The organism is Mucilaginibacter tolerans, assembly GCF_030519375.1.
In the GTDB taxonomy this organism is placed as follows: Bacteria; Bacteroidota; Bacteroidia; order Sphingobacteriales; family Sphingobacteriaceae; genus Mucilaginibacter.
Map to the genome: position 1 here is coordinate 335600 of NZ_JAUMKB010000002.1, position 15572 is coordinate 351171.

At 41.5% G+C, this 15572-nt stretch carries 14 protein-coding genes; 3 read left to right on the forward strand and 11 right to left on the reverse strand.

Annotation, left to right across the window (positions count from 1 at the left end; all coding sequences use genetic code 11):
• Nucleotide 1: 1 nt before the first annotated feature.
• The 6 genes from gyrA to Q3A68_RS04130 all read right to left on the reverse strand — a co-directional run bounded on the left by gyrA (nucleotide 2) and on the right by Q3A68_RS04130 (nucleotide 6480).
• Nucleotides 2–2554 carry a DNA gyrase subunit A gene (gyrA, locus tag Q3A68_RS04105; protein WP_302899779.1) on the reverse strand — a complete coding sequence of 851 codons (2553 nt, stop codon included), beginning with the start codon at nucleotides 2552–2554 and terminating at the stop codon, nucleotides 2–4.
• A gap of 176 nt (nucleotides 2555–2730) precedes the next feature.
• Nucleotides 2731–3138, reverse strand: a complete 408-nt coding sequence (locus Q3A68_RS04110; RefSeq protein WP_302899780.1) for a hypothetical protein — start codon at nucleotides 3136–3138, stop codon at nucleotides 2731–2733.
• On the reverse strand, nucleotides 3135–4031 hold the full coding sequence (gene hemF / locus Q3A68_RS04115; protein ID WP_302899781.1) for an oxygen-dependent coproporphyrinogen oxidase: 897 nt from the start codon (nucleotides 4029–4031) through the stop codon (nucleotides 3135–3137). The genes Q3A68_RS04110 and hemF overlap by 4 nt, the downstream gene beginning before the upstream one ends.
• Nucleotides 4032–4162: 131 nt before the next feature.
• The gene (locus Q3A68_RS04120; protein WP_302899782.1) at nucleotides 4163–5401 is read right to left on the reverse strand and encodes an MFS transporter; all 1239 of its coding nucleotides are present in this window, start codon (nucleotides 5399–5401) and stop codon (nucleotides 4163–4165) included.
• Between the two features lie 105 nt (nucleotides 5402–5506).
• Entirely contained in the window at nucleotides 5507–5704 is a 198-nt protein-coding gene (locus Q3A68_RS04125) for a cold-shock protein (RefSeq protein WP_302899783.1), read from the reverse strand.
• Between the two features lie 140 nt (nucleotides 5705–5844).
• Nucleotides 5845–6480 carry a peroxiredoxin gene (locus Q3A68_RS04130; RefSeq protein ID WP_302899784.1) on the reverse strand — a complete coding sequence of 212 codons (636 nt, stop codon included), beginning with the start codon at nucleotides 6478–6480 and terminating at the stop codon, nucleotides 5845–5847.
• 177 nt (nucleotides 6481–6657) lie between these two features.
• Here Q3A68_RS04130 and Q3A68_RS04135 point away from each other — a divergent pair, with 177 nt between their 5' ends.
• Entirely contained in the window at nucleotides 6658–8442 is a 1785-nt protein-coding gene (locus Q3A68_RS04135; protein ID WP_302899785.1) for a glycoside hydrolase family 15 protein, read from the forward strand.
• Nucleotides 8443–8445: 3 nt separating this feature from the next.
• Here the strand turns inward: Q3A68_RS04135 and Q3A68_RS04140 are convergent, their stop codons facing one another.
• Both Q3A68_RS04140 and Q3A68_RS04145 read right to left on the reverse strand, forming a co-directional pair.
• Nucleotides 8446–10641: a bifunctional alpha,alpha-trehalose-phosphate synthase (UDP-forming)/trehalose-phosphatase gene (locus tag Q3A68_RS04140; RefSeq protein ID WP_302899786.1), complete on the reverse strand. Its 2196-nt coding sequence runs from the start codon at nucleotides 10639–10641 to the stop codon at nucleotides 8446–8448.
• A 124-nt stretch (nucleotides 10642–10765) separates the two neighbouring features.
• Nucleotides 10766–11242 carry a hypothetical protein gene (locus tag Q3A68_RS04145; protein ID WP_302899787.1) on the reverse strand — a complete coding sequence of 159 codons (477 nt, stop codon included), beginning with the start codon at nucleotides 11240–11242 and terminating at the stop codon, nucleotides 10766–10768.
• A gap of 622 nt (nucleotides 11243–11864) precedes the next feature.
• On the opposite strand from Q3A68_RS04145, the gene Q3A68_RS04150 reads away from it, so the two are divergent.
• Both Q3A68_RS04150 and Q3A68_RS04155 read left to right on the forward strand, forming a co-directional pair.
• Nucleotides 11865–12260 carry a VOC family protein gene (locus Q3A68_RS04150; RefSeq protein WP_302899788.1) on the forward strand — a complete coding sequence of 132 codons (396 nt, stop codon included), beginning with the start codon at nucleotides 11865–11867 and terminating at the stop codon, nucleotides 12258–12260.
• A gap of 14 nt (nucleotides 12261–12274) precedes the next feature.
• On the forward strand, nucleotides 12275–12721 hold the full coding sequence (locus Q3A68_RS04155; RefSeq protein ID WP_302899789.1) for a DUF1569 domain-containing protein: 447 nt from the start codon (nucleotides 12275–12277) through the stop codon (nucleotides 12719–12721).
• A 248-nt stretch (nucleotides 12722–12969) separates the two neighbouring features.
• On the opposite strand, the gene Q3A68_RS04160 is transcribed toward Q3A68_RS04155, so the two are convergent.
• The 3 genes from Q3A68_RS04160 to mqnE are packed head-to-tail and all read right to left on the reverse strand — an operon-like array spanning nucleotide 12970 to nucleotide 15552.
• Nucleotides 12970–13713, reverse strand: coding sequence for a menaquinone biosynthetic enzyme MqnA/MqnD family protein (locus Q3A68_RS04160; protein ID WP_302899790.1), 744 nt, complete (start codon nucleotides 13711–13713; stop codon nucleotides 12970–12972).
• A 14-nt stretch (nucleotides 13714–13727) separates the two neighbouring features.
• Nucleotides 13728–14342: a histidine phosphatase family protein gene (locus tag Q3A68_RS04165; protein ID WP_302899791.1), complete on the reverse strand. Its 615-nt coding sequence runs from the start codon at nucleotides 14340–14342 to the stop codon at nucleotides 13728–13730.
• 16 nt (nucleotides 14343–14358) lie between these two features.
• Nucleotides 14359–15552, reverse strand: coding sequence for an aminofutalosine synthase MqnE (mqnE, locus tag Q3A68_RS04170; protein ID WP_302899792.1), 1194 nt, complete (start codon nucleotides 15550–15552; stop codon nucleotides 14359–14361).
• Between the last annotated feature and the right edge of the window lie 20 nt (nucleotides 15553–15572).

Sequence of the window (15572 nt, forward strand, 5' to 3'; positions counted from 1 at the left end):
TTTATTCAGTTTCTTCGCCAGTTGAAGATTCAGTATCAGTATCCGGATTTTCAGTTCCTTCGATGTTATCCTGTGCTTCCTCGTCCTCGTCATGTTCGATTTTTGCTACTGAAGCGATCTCATCATCCCCCTTCAGGGTGATCAGCCTCACTCCTTGCGTAGCACGGCCCATAGTTCTTAACTCACTAATAGCGATACGGATAATGATACCTGATTTATTAATGATCATCAGGTCTTCCTTATCAGTAACACCTTTTATAGCAACAAGTTTTCCTGTTTTATCAGTAATATTAAGTGTTTTTACACCTTTACCGCCGCGGTTGGTCACACGGTAGTCATCAATATCGGTACGTTTACCATAACCTTTTTCAGAAACCACCAATACGGTTGTTTCAGGGTTATCAATACTGATCATACCTACTACTTCATCACTCTGGTCCTCCAAACTAATACCACGAACTCCCGTAGCTGTACGTCCCATCGGGCGAACGGTTGACTCATTAAAGCGGATTGCACGGCCTGATTTCAAGGCCATTACGATCTCACTGGTTCCACTAGTCAGGTTAGCCTCCAGAAGCATATCGCCTTCGTTAATGTTGATGGCATTGATACCATTAGCACGTGGGCGTGAATAAGCCTCCAGCGAGGTCTTCTTGATGGTACCTTTGCGGGTACACATGATAATAAAGTTATTTTCAAGATATTCCTGGTCTTTCAGGCTGGTTAACTTAATATACGCCTTGATATTCTCTTCCTTAGGAATATTGATAATGTTCTGGATAGCGCGGCCTTTGGATGTACGTGAACCTTCCGGAATTTCGAATACCCTTAGCCAGAAGCAGCGACCTGCTTCGGTAAAGAACAGCATATAGTTGTGGTTGGATGCCACTAACAAGTGCTCGATAAAGTCCTCATCACGGCTATTGCTACCAATGGCTCCTTTTCCACCCCTGCCCTGTCTGCGGTATTCGGTAAGCGGAGTGCGTTTGATATACCCTTCATGTGAAATGGTGATCACCACATCTTCATCCTCGATGAAGTCTTCGGTCATCATTTCGGCAGATGAATGCACAATTTCAGTTTTGCGCTCATCACCGTATTTCTCCCTTATCTCGGAAAGTTCATCCTTAATGATCTGGATACGCAAGCCTTCGTCGGCCAAAACAGATTTTAAGTATTCTATCTGCTTCATCAGTTCAGCGTATTCGGCTTTGATCTTATCACGTTCCAGTCCGGTTAACCTTCTCAGGGTCATATCCAGGATAGCGCGTGCCTGTATCTCACTCAGGCCGAACTTGCTCATCAACCCGTCGCGGGCTGCATCCGGCGTATCAGAAGCACGGATAAGGGCAATCACTTCATCCAAATGATCTAATGCGATCAGTAAGCCTTCGAGGATGTGAGCACGTTTCTCAGCCTCTGCAAGCTCGAATTTGGTACGGCGAACGATCACATCTAACCTATGATCCACAAAGTGATGGATCAGGTCTTTCAGGTTGAGCATCATCGGTCTGCCATGCACAAGCGCTATATTATTTACGCTAAATGATGTCTGCAGCGAAGTGTATTTGTACAGATTATTTAGTACGATGGCTGCATTAGTATCTCTTCTGATCTCGTAAACGATACGAATACCTTCACGGTTAGATTCATCCCGGATAGCGGTGATACCGTCGATCTTTTTCTCGTTGACCAGATCGGCAGTACGCTCGATCATGATCGATTTATTTACCTGGTAAGGTATTTCGGTTACAATAATACGCTCACGATCGTTATTGTAAGTTTCAATCTCGGCACGGGCTCTTAATACTACACGGCCACGACCGGTTTCAAAGGCATCGCGCACACCTTCGTAACCATAAATGATCGCGCCTGTCGGGAAATCTGGGCCCTTGATGTGTTTCATGAGTTCCGATATCTCGATCTCACGGTTTTCCATAAACGCAATGGTAGCGTCGATAACTTCTGTTAAGTTATGCGGGGCCATGTTGGTAGCCATACCTACAGCAATACCCGAGGCACCGTTAACCAGCAGGTTAGGGAATTTTGATGGCAGTACGGTTGGCTCTTCAAGCGAGTCGTCAAAGTTCAGCTGGAAGTCGATGGTGTCCTTGTTGATATCGGCCAGCATCTCTTCTGCTATCTTTTGCAGCCTTGCCTCAGTGTAACGCATTGCCGCCGGGTTGTCACCGTCGATTGATCCGTAGTTACCCTGGCCCTCTACCAGTGGATACCGTAAGCTCCACTCCTGGGCCATACGCACCATGGTATCATATACCGACGAGTCGCCGTGCGGGTGGTATTTACCCATCACCTCACCGACGATACGTGCAGATTTTTTATAAGGTTTGTTATTGCTTAGTCCCAGATCAAGCATGCCAAAAAGCACACGCCTGTGAACAGGTTTTAAGCCGTCGCGGACATCGGGCAATGCCCTGGATACGATAACCGACATTGAATAATCAATGTAGGCCGATCGCATTTCTTCATCAATATTTATTGGAATTATTCTGTCTTCTCCCTGGTTGTTTCCAGTTCCTGTTTCGTCAGCCATTTTTCTTTTTTCTGTAGAATCTTCTGGTTATACTGCCGGTTTAAATTTGCTTTTTTACCGACCTGCGAAGTTAAAAAAATACTTCGTTTTAAGGCAGGTTATTTATACACATTCGGGCTGATATGTGAGTAAATCAAACAATAAATTGAATATAGATAACGCTAAGCAATGCCTGATTATTTCATGCGTTTCCAATACTCCTCTACCACCATTCCGCCGGGCAAAGTAGCCTTAAGTGTAAGTGTGTCATTACGAATGAAATAGAGATATGGAACAGGGATATTTAATACTTTTGATGGTGGTCCGCTAAAGGTTTGGGTTTCTACGCAGGTATCGTCGTGAAGGATATAATCGCCGGCTTCATATTTTTCAGGAGCGCTGCCACTATCGACAGAAAATGATTCAAAATGCTCTTTGTCGTATTTACGCTGAAGCTTATAATCAGTAGGTGCCCCCTCCTTCTTGCCGTTATAAATGCCGCCAGCGTATTCCCAGGCGCCTTTTAACGACTGCTTCGCAATAAATGAGGATGCAGTAATCGCTAAAACAAATAGTGATGCAACAAAGCCTGGTTTCTGCCTCATACCCAGTTAATCCCCTTTTTTAACAGTGCTAACGTTTTTTCTTCATCGCTATTGGGTTCAGGTTGAAAATTATATACCCATTTAGCTGTTGGCGGCAAACTCATCAAAATAGATTCGATGCGACCGTTAGTCTCAAGTCCGAACTTCGTGCCTGCATCATACACCAGGTTAAACTCTACATACCGGCTGCGGCGCTGATATTGCCATAGCTGATTCTGTTCTGTAAAATCCTTCTCCCGGTTGCGGTTTACAAGTTCGGTATAAACCGGTGCAAAAGATCGCCCTATCGCTTTTGAGAACTCAAATACTTTTTCCCAGCTTAATTCATCACTTGCAGTCAACCGGTCGTAAAATATGCCGCCTATGCCACGGGTTTCATTCCGGTGCCTGATAAAGAAGTAGTCGTCTGCCCAGAGCTTAAAGCGGTGGTAGAAATCATGATAATAGCTATCGCAGACTGCTTTCAGTTTGCTATGGAAATAAACTGCATCATCCTCGAAAACATAATGCGGCGTAAGGTCAATCCCCCCACCAAACCATCTCACTTCTGAGCCCGGCATTTCAAAATACCGGATATTCATGTGAATGATGGGCACCATGGGATGATTGGGATGTATAACGATAGAAACGCCTGTTGCAAAAAACTCTTCCTGATCAACATTCAGAGCCTTTTTCATTGCCTGTGGCAAATGACCATAAACGGCTGAAAAATTCACTCCGCCTTTTTCAAAAATGTTCCCGTTTTGAATAATACGTGTGCGGCCACCGCCGCCACCTTCTCTATCCCATAGTTCTTCTTCGAAGCGCGCTTTACTATCGCATTGCTCAAGGGACGAGCATATTTCATCCTGTATTAGCCGGTAATCTTCAGCTACCTGTTCCTTACTGATCATCGGGGGCAAAGGTAGTTAATTAGTTGATTCGGTTAATCAGTTATCAGTTAAGCAGGTGATTGTTGGCTGAACCTGGATTGATAGAAATTTAACCATCACAACTATTTCGACCCATACAACCAGCCAACAACTTAACTAACCTCCACGTAATCCAGATCCTTATGAAAACTCTCTTTTAACTGACTAAGGCAGAACAATGCCAAAACAGTAAGAATGGCCATCATGATGTACGCGCTGTTAATCATGCCGTAATGCAGTACAAACACATTAAAAAGGGCATTGATTGGGATCAGCGATCCACGGATAAAATTGGGGACTGTTGTAGTAACCGTCGACCGTATGTTGGTGCCAAATTGCTCTGCTGCAATAGTTACAAATGTGGCCCAGTATCCTACTGCAAAACCCATGAAGAAGCAAAGCCAGATAAACTGACTATTGGTAATGCCCTTAGCGCTGAGATAAGCTACGACACTCAATGCAGACAAAATCAGGTAAATGAGCATCGTTAATTTTCTTGATTTGGTTAGCTGAGCCAATATTGCGGCAAAAATCCCGCCTACGGAAATGCCAACATAACTATAAAGAATGCCGGTACCGGCACTTAATGTTCCCTTTGCACCTAAAGCTTTCCCAATTTCAGGTGATTGCGTAATCAAAATACCTACCACATACCACAAAGGGGCTCCGATAAATATGCAACACAGGTATTTATAAAACCGCTTCCAGTTGCTAAACAGCATCAGCATATTACCTTTTGATACTTCTGAAGCTTTAGCGACCGTTTTATACATTCCTGATTCAAAAGTTCCCAATCGCAATAAAAGCAGGATGATTCCTAATACACCTCCAACATAATAAGCAGTGCGCCAATCATATTTGCTCACCATCGCTGCAGCTACAGCCCCCAAAAGACCAATAACTGCTACAAACATGGTTCCATATCCCCTGTTTTCTTTGCTCAACGTTTCACTGACTAATGTAATACCAGCCCCGAGCTCTCCGGCTAAACCTATGCCTGCAATCAACCGGATAATGGCATACATGTTAACATCGTGCACCATACCATTGGCAAAATTGGCTATGGAGTATAAAAGGATCGATCCGAATAAGACTTTTATGCGACCCAATTTATCACCCAATATTCCCCAGAATATGCCGCCTATTAACAAGCCAAGCATTTGCATGTTGATGATATGTACGCCCGTCAATCGATTGGCATCACCATCTGCAACACCAATATCATGCAAACTTTTAACGCGCACGATCGAAAAAATTACCAGGTCATAGATGTCAACAAAATAACCCAACGAGGCTACCAATACCAGTAAAATAGCGTTGCGGGTAAGTTTGGGAGAAGCGGTTTCTGTCATAAATTGCAATAATTGGGTGGGCTAATTTAATTAATTATTCATTTTAGCATAAAAAAACCTCTGCAATTCAGTTGCAGAGGTTCTCAAAATCAGAATAAGTTTAATCTATATCTTTTTCACTTTTACCGCCTGTAATCCTTTTCTGCCTTCTTCCACATCATATTCTACGCTGTCATTGTCCTTAATGGCATTTACTCCTCCTTGTACATCTTTGAAATGTACAAAAAGATCTTTGCCTTCATCGGTAATGATAAAACCGTAACCTTTTTGTGTGTTAAACCATTTTACTTTTCCAGTTTTCATAATTTATTATACTGTTAAAAAAAATTGTGTTAAAGATTAAAAACTAAAGGCAAACTGAAATAAAATTGGTTTTAACTCTCAGAAAGCATTATAATATTAACCTGTTTTTCAAATATATAAAATTATTTAAAAAATAAAAATTATTTATTTGGTTGTGGCGTTGTGCGTAAATATGATTTTATAACTTTATGTCCCTTAGGGAATTTAGCCGGTATATCTTCAGTTTTAATTGCGGGAACCACAACCACGTCTTCGCCGTCTTTCCAATCAGCCGGTGTGGCAACGCTATAATAAGCAGTCAGTTGCAACGAATCGATCACGCGTAGTATTTCCTGAAAGTTTCTTCCGGTTGATGCGGGATAAGTGATGATCAATTTAATGGTCTTATCAGGAGCGATAATAAACAGCGAACGCACCGTAGCGGTCAATGACGCATTTGGGTGGATCATATCGTAAGTCAGGGCAATTTCGCGGTTCTCATCCCCTATTATCGGGAAATTCACTTCGACATTTTGGGTTTCATTGATGTCGTTGATCCAACCTTTATGCGATTCCACTGAATCCACGCTCAGCGCGATGACCTTCACATTACGTTTTTCAAACTCATCTTTTAACGAAGCTGTTTTACCCAATTCAGTAGTACATACCGGTGTATAATCTGCCGGGTGTGAAAACAATACGCCCCAGCTGTCGCCAAGGTATTCATAAAAATCTATTTCACCTTTTGATGTCAGGGCCTTAAAGTTCGGGGCCACATCGCCTAGTCTTAAGCTCATAAGAATAAAATTTAATGGTTTATCGAGATTATAAATTTACAGCCATTACTGGCATTGTCAAGGGCAAGTTGCAAAATATCTATCAAATACATATACATTGTAGAATAAAAATTACACCAACATTATACAAGGTTTGTTGTTGAAGCTAATTAAGAACCTTAAGCTGATACTTATCCGATGGCAAGACATACCTACCAAACAGGAATTATAGGCAACTGTGCATTCCTGGCGCATGTAAACAAGAACACCAACATCGACTGGCTTTGCTGGCCCCGTTTCGACAGCACATTTATTTTCGGGGGTCTGCTTGACAAGAAAAAAGGCGGAGAGTTTTCAATTTTGCCGGAAGGAGATTATACTTCTTATCAATATTACCAGGAAAACACGAATATATTGATCACTGAAATAACCGTAAAAAGTGGCGGAGCATATCGCATAACCGATTTCGCTCCGCGTTTTTATCAGAGTCAACGATATTATAAACCCTTGATGCTGATAAGGAAGATTGAAGCGATAGACGGCTCGCCCCGAATAAAAGTAAAATGCACGCCTGTTTCGGAGTATGGTGAGATCAAATTACAGGTTAATCGCGGCAGCAATCATATCCAGTATTTAGGAGGGGATGAAAATATGCGGTTGACCACCGATATCCCTATCAGTTATATTTTTGATGAACATGCTTTTGTGTTGAATGAGTCCAAATATCTGGCAATGACCTACGGCGAGCCGCTGGAGGCACCTTTGGTAAGTACTTCGGAACGTTTTCTTCACGAGACAACCCGTTATTGGCAAACATGGATTAAACACTCATCTATTGCCCCTTTTTATCAGCCTTATGTGATCCGCTCGGCCCTGGCGCTTAAAATACACCAGTTTGAAGACACCGGCGCTATTATCGCTGCAAGTACTACCAGTTTGCCTGAGTCGCCGGATAGCGGCCGAAACTGGGATTACCGCTATTGCTGGCTGCGTGATACCTACTATGTGATCACCTCACTAAACCATATTGGCCACTTTGAAGAGATGGAGAAATACTTTAACTACGTTACGGATATTTCTTTCTCTGAAGACTTTAGATATCAGCCTCTATATGGTATTACCGGCCAGAAACGTTTAACAGAGAGAATATTAGATGATCTGGATGGTTATATGGGCAACCAACCAGTCCGAGTTGGTAATCAGGCTTATGAGCATATTCAGAATGATATTTATGGACAGGTACTCATCTCTGTACTCCCCTTGTATACTGATCATCGCTTTATATTTTCTGAAAGAAAAGATTCGGCGCGCTGGATAGATTATTTGCTTACCAAAATAGAGAAGACTATTGATGAAAAAGATGCCGGGATATGGGAATTCCGCAACATGGCTAATATTCATTGCTATAGCAATCTTTTCCAATGGGCCGGGGCCTGTGCTGCGGAGAAAATGGCGCGTACCATAGAGCATAAAATATTGGTAAGAAAAGCCATTTCGTTAAAAAAGCGAGCCGCCAAACATATCGAAAGCTGTTATGATCCGAAAAGGAAAGTGTATACTAATTCGTCGGCGAGTCCTAATCTTGATGCCAGTACATTGCAACTAATCATGATGAATTACCTCGACCCTACATCAAAAAGGGCCAAGGACCATTTAGCTGCATTAGAAAAAGAACTAAAGGCATCTAACGGATTATTTTACAGATATTTATACAAGGACGATTTTGGGAAACCGCAGGCTACTTTTCTGATCTGCGCCTTTTGGTATGTGGAGGCACTGGCAACTGTGGGCCGTATAGATGATGCATTGAAGGAATTTGAAAATTTGCTTCAGTTTTCAAATCATCTGTTGCTTTTCAGCGAGGATGTTGATGAGAATGACGGTAGTCAGTGGGGTAATTTTCCTCAAGCCTATAGCCATGTGGGGTTAATGAATGCGGCCTATCGTATTGCTATGAAGCTGGACAGGCCGATATTCTTATAGTCGTCAATATTTCACAAAGGTGTTCTCTGCAAGTGATTTTAATAATCTACGGGCTTCAAATGGGGTACGCAGATAAAATTTCGCTGCAGACAGATTGCTTCCGATTTTTATAGTTATGGCACTTTCAGGCAGCGCTTTAAAGATATCTTCGTCGGTATAATCATCGCCCAAAGCCATTATAAAATCGTATTTATCCCCATCCACCATAGTCAATGCTGCTTTGCCTTTGTTGATTTCCATATTCTTCACTTCCACTACTTTATCACCTGGCAACAACTGCAAGCCCTTATCATTAGCGATATATTTGAGCGTATTCATTAATTCTCCCGCCCTGAGTTCACCCAATCCTTTTTGGGCCTTGCGGTAATGCCAAACCAGAGAATAGGATTTCTCTTCAATAAAAGTTCCGGGTGTGCGGTCGACATAAGTTTCCATCACCGGTAAAATGTCGTGTTTCCATTGTGCAGAAAGCCCCGGCAGTTTATGCCATCCCGAGTGTTGTTTTTTGAACCAGGCACCATGTTCCGCTATCAGGTCAATGTCGTAATCGGCAAACCATTCGCCCAGAATATCATGTTTACGCCCGCTGATCAGCACAACGTGATTTGCAGGGTCTTCTGTTAAGTGATTTATGATGGAATACAGATCTTCATCTGGAACTGCCTGATCTATAACCGGTTTAAAATCGACCAGGGTACCGTCATAGTCCAGGAATATAATCCGTTTTTGTGTTTTGGCATAACGGCTGATGATGGACTGTTCGGTAGCAGAACCGACGTGACGTGTGAGCATTGAGCGCTGCAGCTGTTTCACCTCGTTCAGTTTATCCATAAATATTTTTACCCAATGCGATACATTAAATTTGGAAACCATTTGCCGCATTTGCACCATACGCTTTCTTTGCTCTTCAATAGGCATATTAATAGCCTGGATAAGCGTCTGTGCTACCTCAACAGTGTTATTAGGGTTAACAATGAGTGCATCTATCAGTTCCTTCGATGCCCCGGCCATTTCACTTAAAATAAGCACCCCGTCGTTATTCACGCGACTGGCCACATATTCTTTGCTTACCAGGTTCATACCATCGCGCATGGGCGTCACCAGGCAAACATCAGCGGTTGAGTATAATGCTGATAACATTTCTATAGGCAGCGAACGGTAATAATAATGGATAGGCACCCAGTCAATAGTGCGGTATACAGAATTAATTGTACCCACGTTCTTATCAATCTGATCGCGCAAATGAGCGTATTGCGGAACAGTGTCACGTGATGGCACAACGACCATATAGAGAGCAATTTTCTCGCGGTATTCCGGATAATGTTCTAAAATATATTCGAATACGTGGAGGCGTTGCAAAATACCTTTGCTATAATCGAGCCTGTCAATGGTGACGATGAGCTTTGTATTTTTGAAAGTATCATGAATTAACTTAACATCTTTTTTTACCTCCGGATCACGAGTTAGGGCTGCATATTTTTTATCGTCAATTCCCATTGGGAAGGATTCGACAACAATAGATCTTTCGCCATCAGTAATGATATTGGCAGACGAAGTTACCGGCAATATCCTGGTAGAAGCATTGATAAAATGGCGCACATCGTCAAAGGTGTGAAATCCCACAAGGTCGGCGCCTAAAAGGCCATGCATCAGTTCGGCACGCCAGGGTACCAGTCTGAACATTTCATAGGATGGAAAAGGTATATGCAGAAAGAATCCTATTGAAAGATCAGGGTGTTCTTTCCGTATCAGGCTTGGCAAAAGCATTAATTGATAATCGTGCACCCAAATCGTGTCTCCGGGTTTAGCAACGCTCAATACTGCCTGTTTAAACTTTTCGTTTACCTGCTGATAGAAATCCCAGTTCGATTCTTTATAGTTAGCATAAGTTGAGGCATAATAGTGAAAAACCGGCCATAGCACCTCGTTCGAAAAGCCCTCATAATACTCACTTATTTCCTCCTGAGATAAAAATACCGGCCATAAACTTTGATCTTTTAGTTGCCGGGTGATTTTTTTCTGAACGCTTTCGTCGGTTATTTCCAGCCCTGGCCACCCTATCCATATATTATCATTTTGTTTATAGATGGACCCTAAACCTGTTGCCAGTCCACCTTCACTTGGCGACAGCGTATATTCGCCATTAATTTCCTGAATCCTTACAGGCAGCCGGTTTGAAACAATTATGGTTTTAGGCATATCAAGCGCATTTTACCCTTAATAAAGGCCTGAAAGGTGTAAGTTGTTTTAATTATTATGCACAAAAGGCATAAAAAAAGCCATCCCAAATCTGGAATGGCTTTTTAAAGCAGTAATTTTTAAATTACTTTACTTCTTTGTAAAACTCAATGTGAGCATCAGGGCTAATTTTTACCAATACTTCTTTAGCCTCGCTTTTCAGGTCAACAAAGTATGCTGTCTCATCAGCGTCAGGGTTCAACTCAGTGTTGTTTTGGATAACAATCACTTCATTAACGTCATAACCCTTGTAGTATTCGTTGATTTCTTTCATAGCTTTTGCTGGAATAGCCTTAGCATCAATATCCTGAGTTAAAGCAACAAACTCACCGTTCAGGTTATAAAAAGCAGTTTTCTTTACGTTATCACTAACGAAATCAGCTTTTTGGAAAGAACCATTAACAGTCCAAACTACGTTAGTAGCATCGGCAAAGTCAGCATTGAATTGGTTTAAAACTGAGTAAGAAACATTCACATCAGTTTTAGCTTTTTTAGTGCCATCGGCAAATACGCTTGCGCTAAACAAAGTAGCGATTGCAGCGGTTATAAATAATTTTTTCATTGTCTTAAATTTTAAATCCGCAACAAAAATAAGCTACAATTGCTAAATTTTAAAATATTTGGCAACTTTTGTAATTATTTTATAAAGTATAGGACGTTTTTTTGAGTTTTGCAAAATCCTATCGTAAATTAAGTGTCTTTTTTACATTATTGCAATAAATTTCCAGGTTACTTAGTGTACATTATACAACAAGTAAATTTCTTAACAATTTCTTTGCAATTTGATGACAAATGGCATATTTTGATAACAAATAATTTATAAAAGCGCTTATCTATTCTTCAAACTTGGAAGCAAAATAGCGATTGTGCCGCTCAAAATATGATATAAATAATAAATCGGGTTGATTCTCGGCTGATTTGTCAAGCTATTGATTGGTTACTTGACTGAATCAAAATTTACAGAATTTAAGGATCTTTGAGTTGGTCTAAATCGGGGTAGATAGTTAAGTGTAAAAAAAAAATAAAAGCGCAAATTGACAAATCAGTTTTGACGTTTATTCCCGGTTACTTCGCCTAAAGAAAGTGGTGAGCCAAAAAATTAGCAATTTTAGAGAAATGAAATTTTAGCTTATACCTGTACTTTGCAAAAACGATTTAGGCTTTGAAAAGACATGATAAGTAAAATGACACATGTAAGCATCTATGTTCTGGACCAGAAAAGAGCTTACGACTTCTATACCAATAAACTCGGATTTAAGGTTATAAAAGATGTACCGATGCCGAATAATGACCGCTGGATCACCGTTTGCCCACCTGAGCAGCCTGAACTTGAGATTATATTAGCGCCGCTAACCAGGGGCCTATTGCCCAAAGACACAATTAAAGTTTTGAAAGAACTTGTTGAAAAAGGGACTTTTGGTGTAGGCCTTTTTACCTGCAACGATATTTTTGCTACCTATGAAGAGTTAAAAGCCAAAGGCGTTGAGTTCACCAAAGCTCCCAGAAAAGAATTTTACGGCACTGAGGCCATATTTAAGGACGATTCAGGCAACTGGTTCTCACTTGCACAACTTGTTTAAACAATGCCCGAAATATGAAAACAATATTTGACCGAACAACAAGGGATGTATTGATCAACAGGATCAATTCACTCAATGAAAACAGTATGCCTCAATGGGGCAAAATGAATGTTTATCAGATGATAAAACATTGTACATTATGGGAAGAAATGGTATCGGGCGAGTTGAAATGCAAACGGGCATTGATCGGCCGCGTGTTTGGGAAAATGGCATTAAAGAGCTTAGTGAAAGATGAGAGTCCACTCAGGCGCAGCACACCCACGAGCCCGGAGCTTATCGTGACAGAAACCAGTGGCGATATCATCGCCCAAAAAGCAAAATGGATTGCATTGATCGAAAAAAATGCACAGCCTTCAAACACCGGCTTTATACACCCCTTTTTCGGACAGATGACCAGAGAACAGGTTGGGCATTTAGCTTATAAGCATATCGACCACCACCTGCGGCAATTCAATAAATAGCAAATTTGAATCTTTCCGCTGCTTTTGCTGATGTTGTTACCAACAAGGATTATTTTTCAGGGTATCTCTGCCTTATAAGGAAATAGCGGTTTGTCAGTGACAAATTGAGAAATTTGTTGAACGCAACAAATTGATGCGACAGTTGATAATATACCGACGCTGTTTGTACCCTGAGACTGCAACTATTACAAGTGTCCTACGTCATTACACCTGTTACATGTAATACCCTGATATAATTGGTCGAACTTTTACAGAGCTTTTATATAGTCAAGAAAAAGATATAATGCCTTTTTCTTATCGTCAGTCAGGTTAAAATCCAGCCTGTGCATTAGGTAATCCTCCAGATCAAAGTCATCGCGCTTTGGGAGTTCCTTTAATAATTCAAGGCGATGATCAAGACCAAATTTTAGGCCTTTATTAAACTCTTCGGTAAATTCCTTCGAAATGGGTTTATTGGATATCCAGGCGGCAAATACAAAAGGCAAACCCGTCATTTTTTTCCATTCCTCAGCCAGGTCATATACATATTTAAATTGCTGTTTTTTGCCAAAAGTGCGGTCGCCGATTTGCACAAATGCTGTATATGTATCGGCAGATTGAGCATAATCCGCGGCATTTATGATCTGTTGCGGTTCAACTTTCCAGAAGTTTCTTATCAGGACTTTTGCCAGGTTGTTTGAAGTGCGGGATTGTGGATCGAGCTGAATAGTTTTCACTTCGTGAATATCGCAGTTGCTGAAAATAAATACCGAGTTAACTGCTCCATTTGCACCAATGCAATAATCGGACACAATATGCCACTCAGGCAGGTTCAAAGCAGCAGCAACAGGTATCAGGCCAATATCTACTTTATCATCAATGAGTTTTTGGGCGCAATCAGATGGGATATCAAGGCTCAGGTCGATCTGATCGATTACCGAAGTATGTTGTATTCCGTAAATAAATGGTTTGGTATTGGTATAGCTGACGGCAGATATTCTGATCTTTTTCACGGGGTAGTTACGTATTATTTTAAATGTTGCGCATTATTAAAATCGACAACCTCGTATTTGGCGCCGTCCCAGGTCACTTTATACAGCACCAGGTTTTGATGCGGGAAATTCTCCATTTCGGTAAGAGGCAAATTCTGCAAAATGCAAAGGAACAAGCGCAGTGCACGCCCATGCATGCAAATGAGCACCGTTTTTTCCTCAGCATGGCTCATGATAACCTTCAATGCCTCTAATTGCCTTGCTTTTACTTCATTTGGACTTTCGCCACCTTCAAACTTACTGTCAAGTTTACCATCCAGCCAATCACGCATCAACTTTAAAAAGGCGGCTTTGTTTTCGGGTGTACTTGGTTGGCCTTCTAAAACCCCCCATGCAAGCTCATCCAATCCTGATAGCTTTTCAAATGGAATGCCATCATCAATAAAAGGCTGGATACTTTGCTGAGTGCGCTTTAACTCAGAAATATAGATTTTATCAAAAGGAATATTCTTATAAGCCTCATGAAATAACTGTGCTTGGCGGCGGCCCTCGTCATTCAGGTCCGTATTTCGTCCCCGTCCTTGCACAATACCTTGTTTGTTCAGGTCTGTCTGCCCGTGGCGAACTATGTATAAAGTCTTTTCGATCATTAATAGTATGCTGCTTTTAGTTAATCACTGGCAGCTTATAAAATTGTGGTTTTACTTCTTCAGGAAATTCAAAATCGGTATAGTCGGTCACTACATTGTATAGCGTATCGCGCTCAATCGGTTTCCGGCCAATCTGTTTGATCAGCTCTACCAATTGTTTGGTGCTCATGCCCGGATGCTGTTCCTCTGCACCAGCCATTGAGTATATTTTGGTTGTATCGTCCAGCGTACCGTCAATATCATCCACTCCGAAATTCAATGATAACTGCGCGGTATTGCGACTGATCATTGCCCAATAAGCTTTAATATGATCGAAATTATCCAGGTAAATACGTGCAATAGCATAGTTGCGCAAGTCCTCAATTACTGTCGACTCCGGCACGTGTGACATTTGATTATCCTGGTTACGGAATTTCAATGGAATGAAAGTCTGAAAACCACCGGTACGATCCTGCAATCGGCGCAAGCGTTCCATGTGATCTACCCGATGCCAGAATTTTTCGATATGCCCGTACAACATGGTAGCATTGGAACGCATACCCAGTTTATGCCATTCTTCATGTATCTGCAGCCATTGATCGGCGGTACATTTATCCTTGCATATCTGGTCGCGGATCTCGTCGTGAAATATCTCGGCCCCGCCACCCGGGATTGACTCCAGGCCGGCATCTTTCATCATCTTCATACCTGTAGCATAATCAATTTTGGCTTTCTTGAAGATATAATGATATTCAACAGGGGTCAACGCTTTTACATGCAGGTTGGGTCGATGTGCCTTTATTTTGCTGAACAATTCCGTATAAAACGGCACATCATATTGGGGTAAAACACCTCCTACTATGTGTACCTCAGTTACCGGCTCATCGTCGTATTTTTTTACCATGTTCAGCATATCTTCCATGGTGTATTCCCAGCCTTCCGAGCGTTGCTTGATCAGGCGCGAATACGAACAGAACTTACAATCGTAAACACAAAGATTGGTAGGCTCGATATGAAAATTGCGGTTGAAATAGGTATTATCACCATGTTTTTTCTCGCGGATATAATTCGCCAGCACACCTAAATATCCCAATTCACCTTGTTCGTACAGCAAAACGCCTTCATCAAATGTGATGCGCTCACCATCCAACACTTTTTGCGCAATGTGCTTTAAATCAGCAGAAAGATCAGGATCCTGCAATAATAAGCGTAAATTATTTCCGGCTTCCATTGAAAAAACTTTGCTGCAAA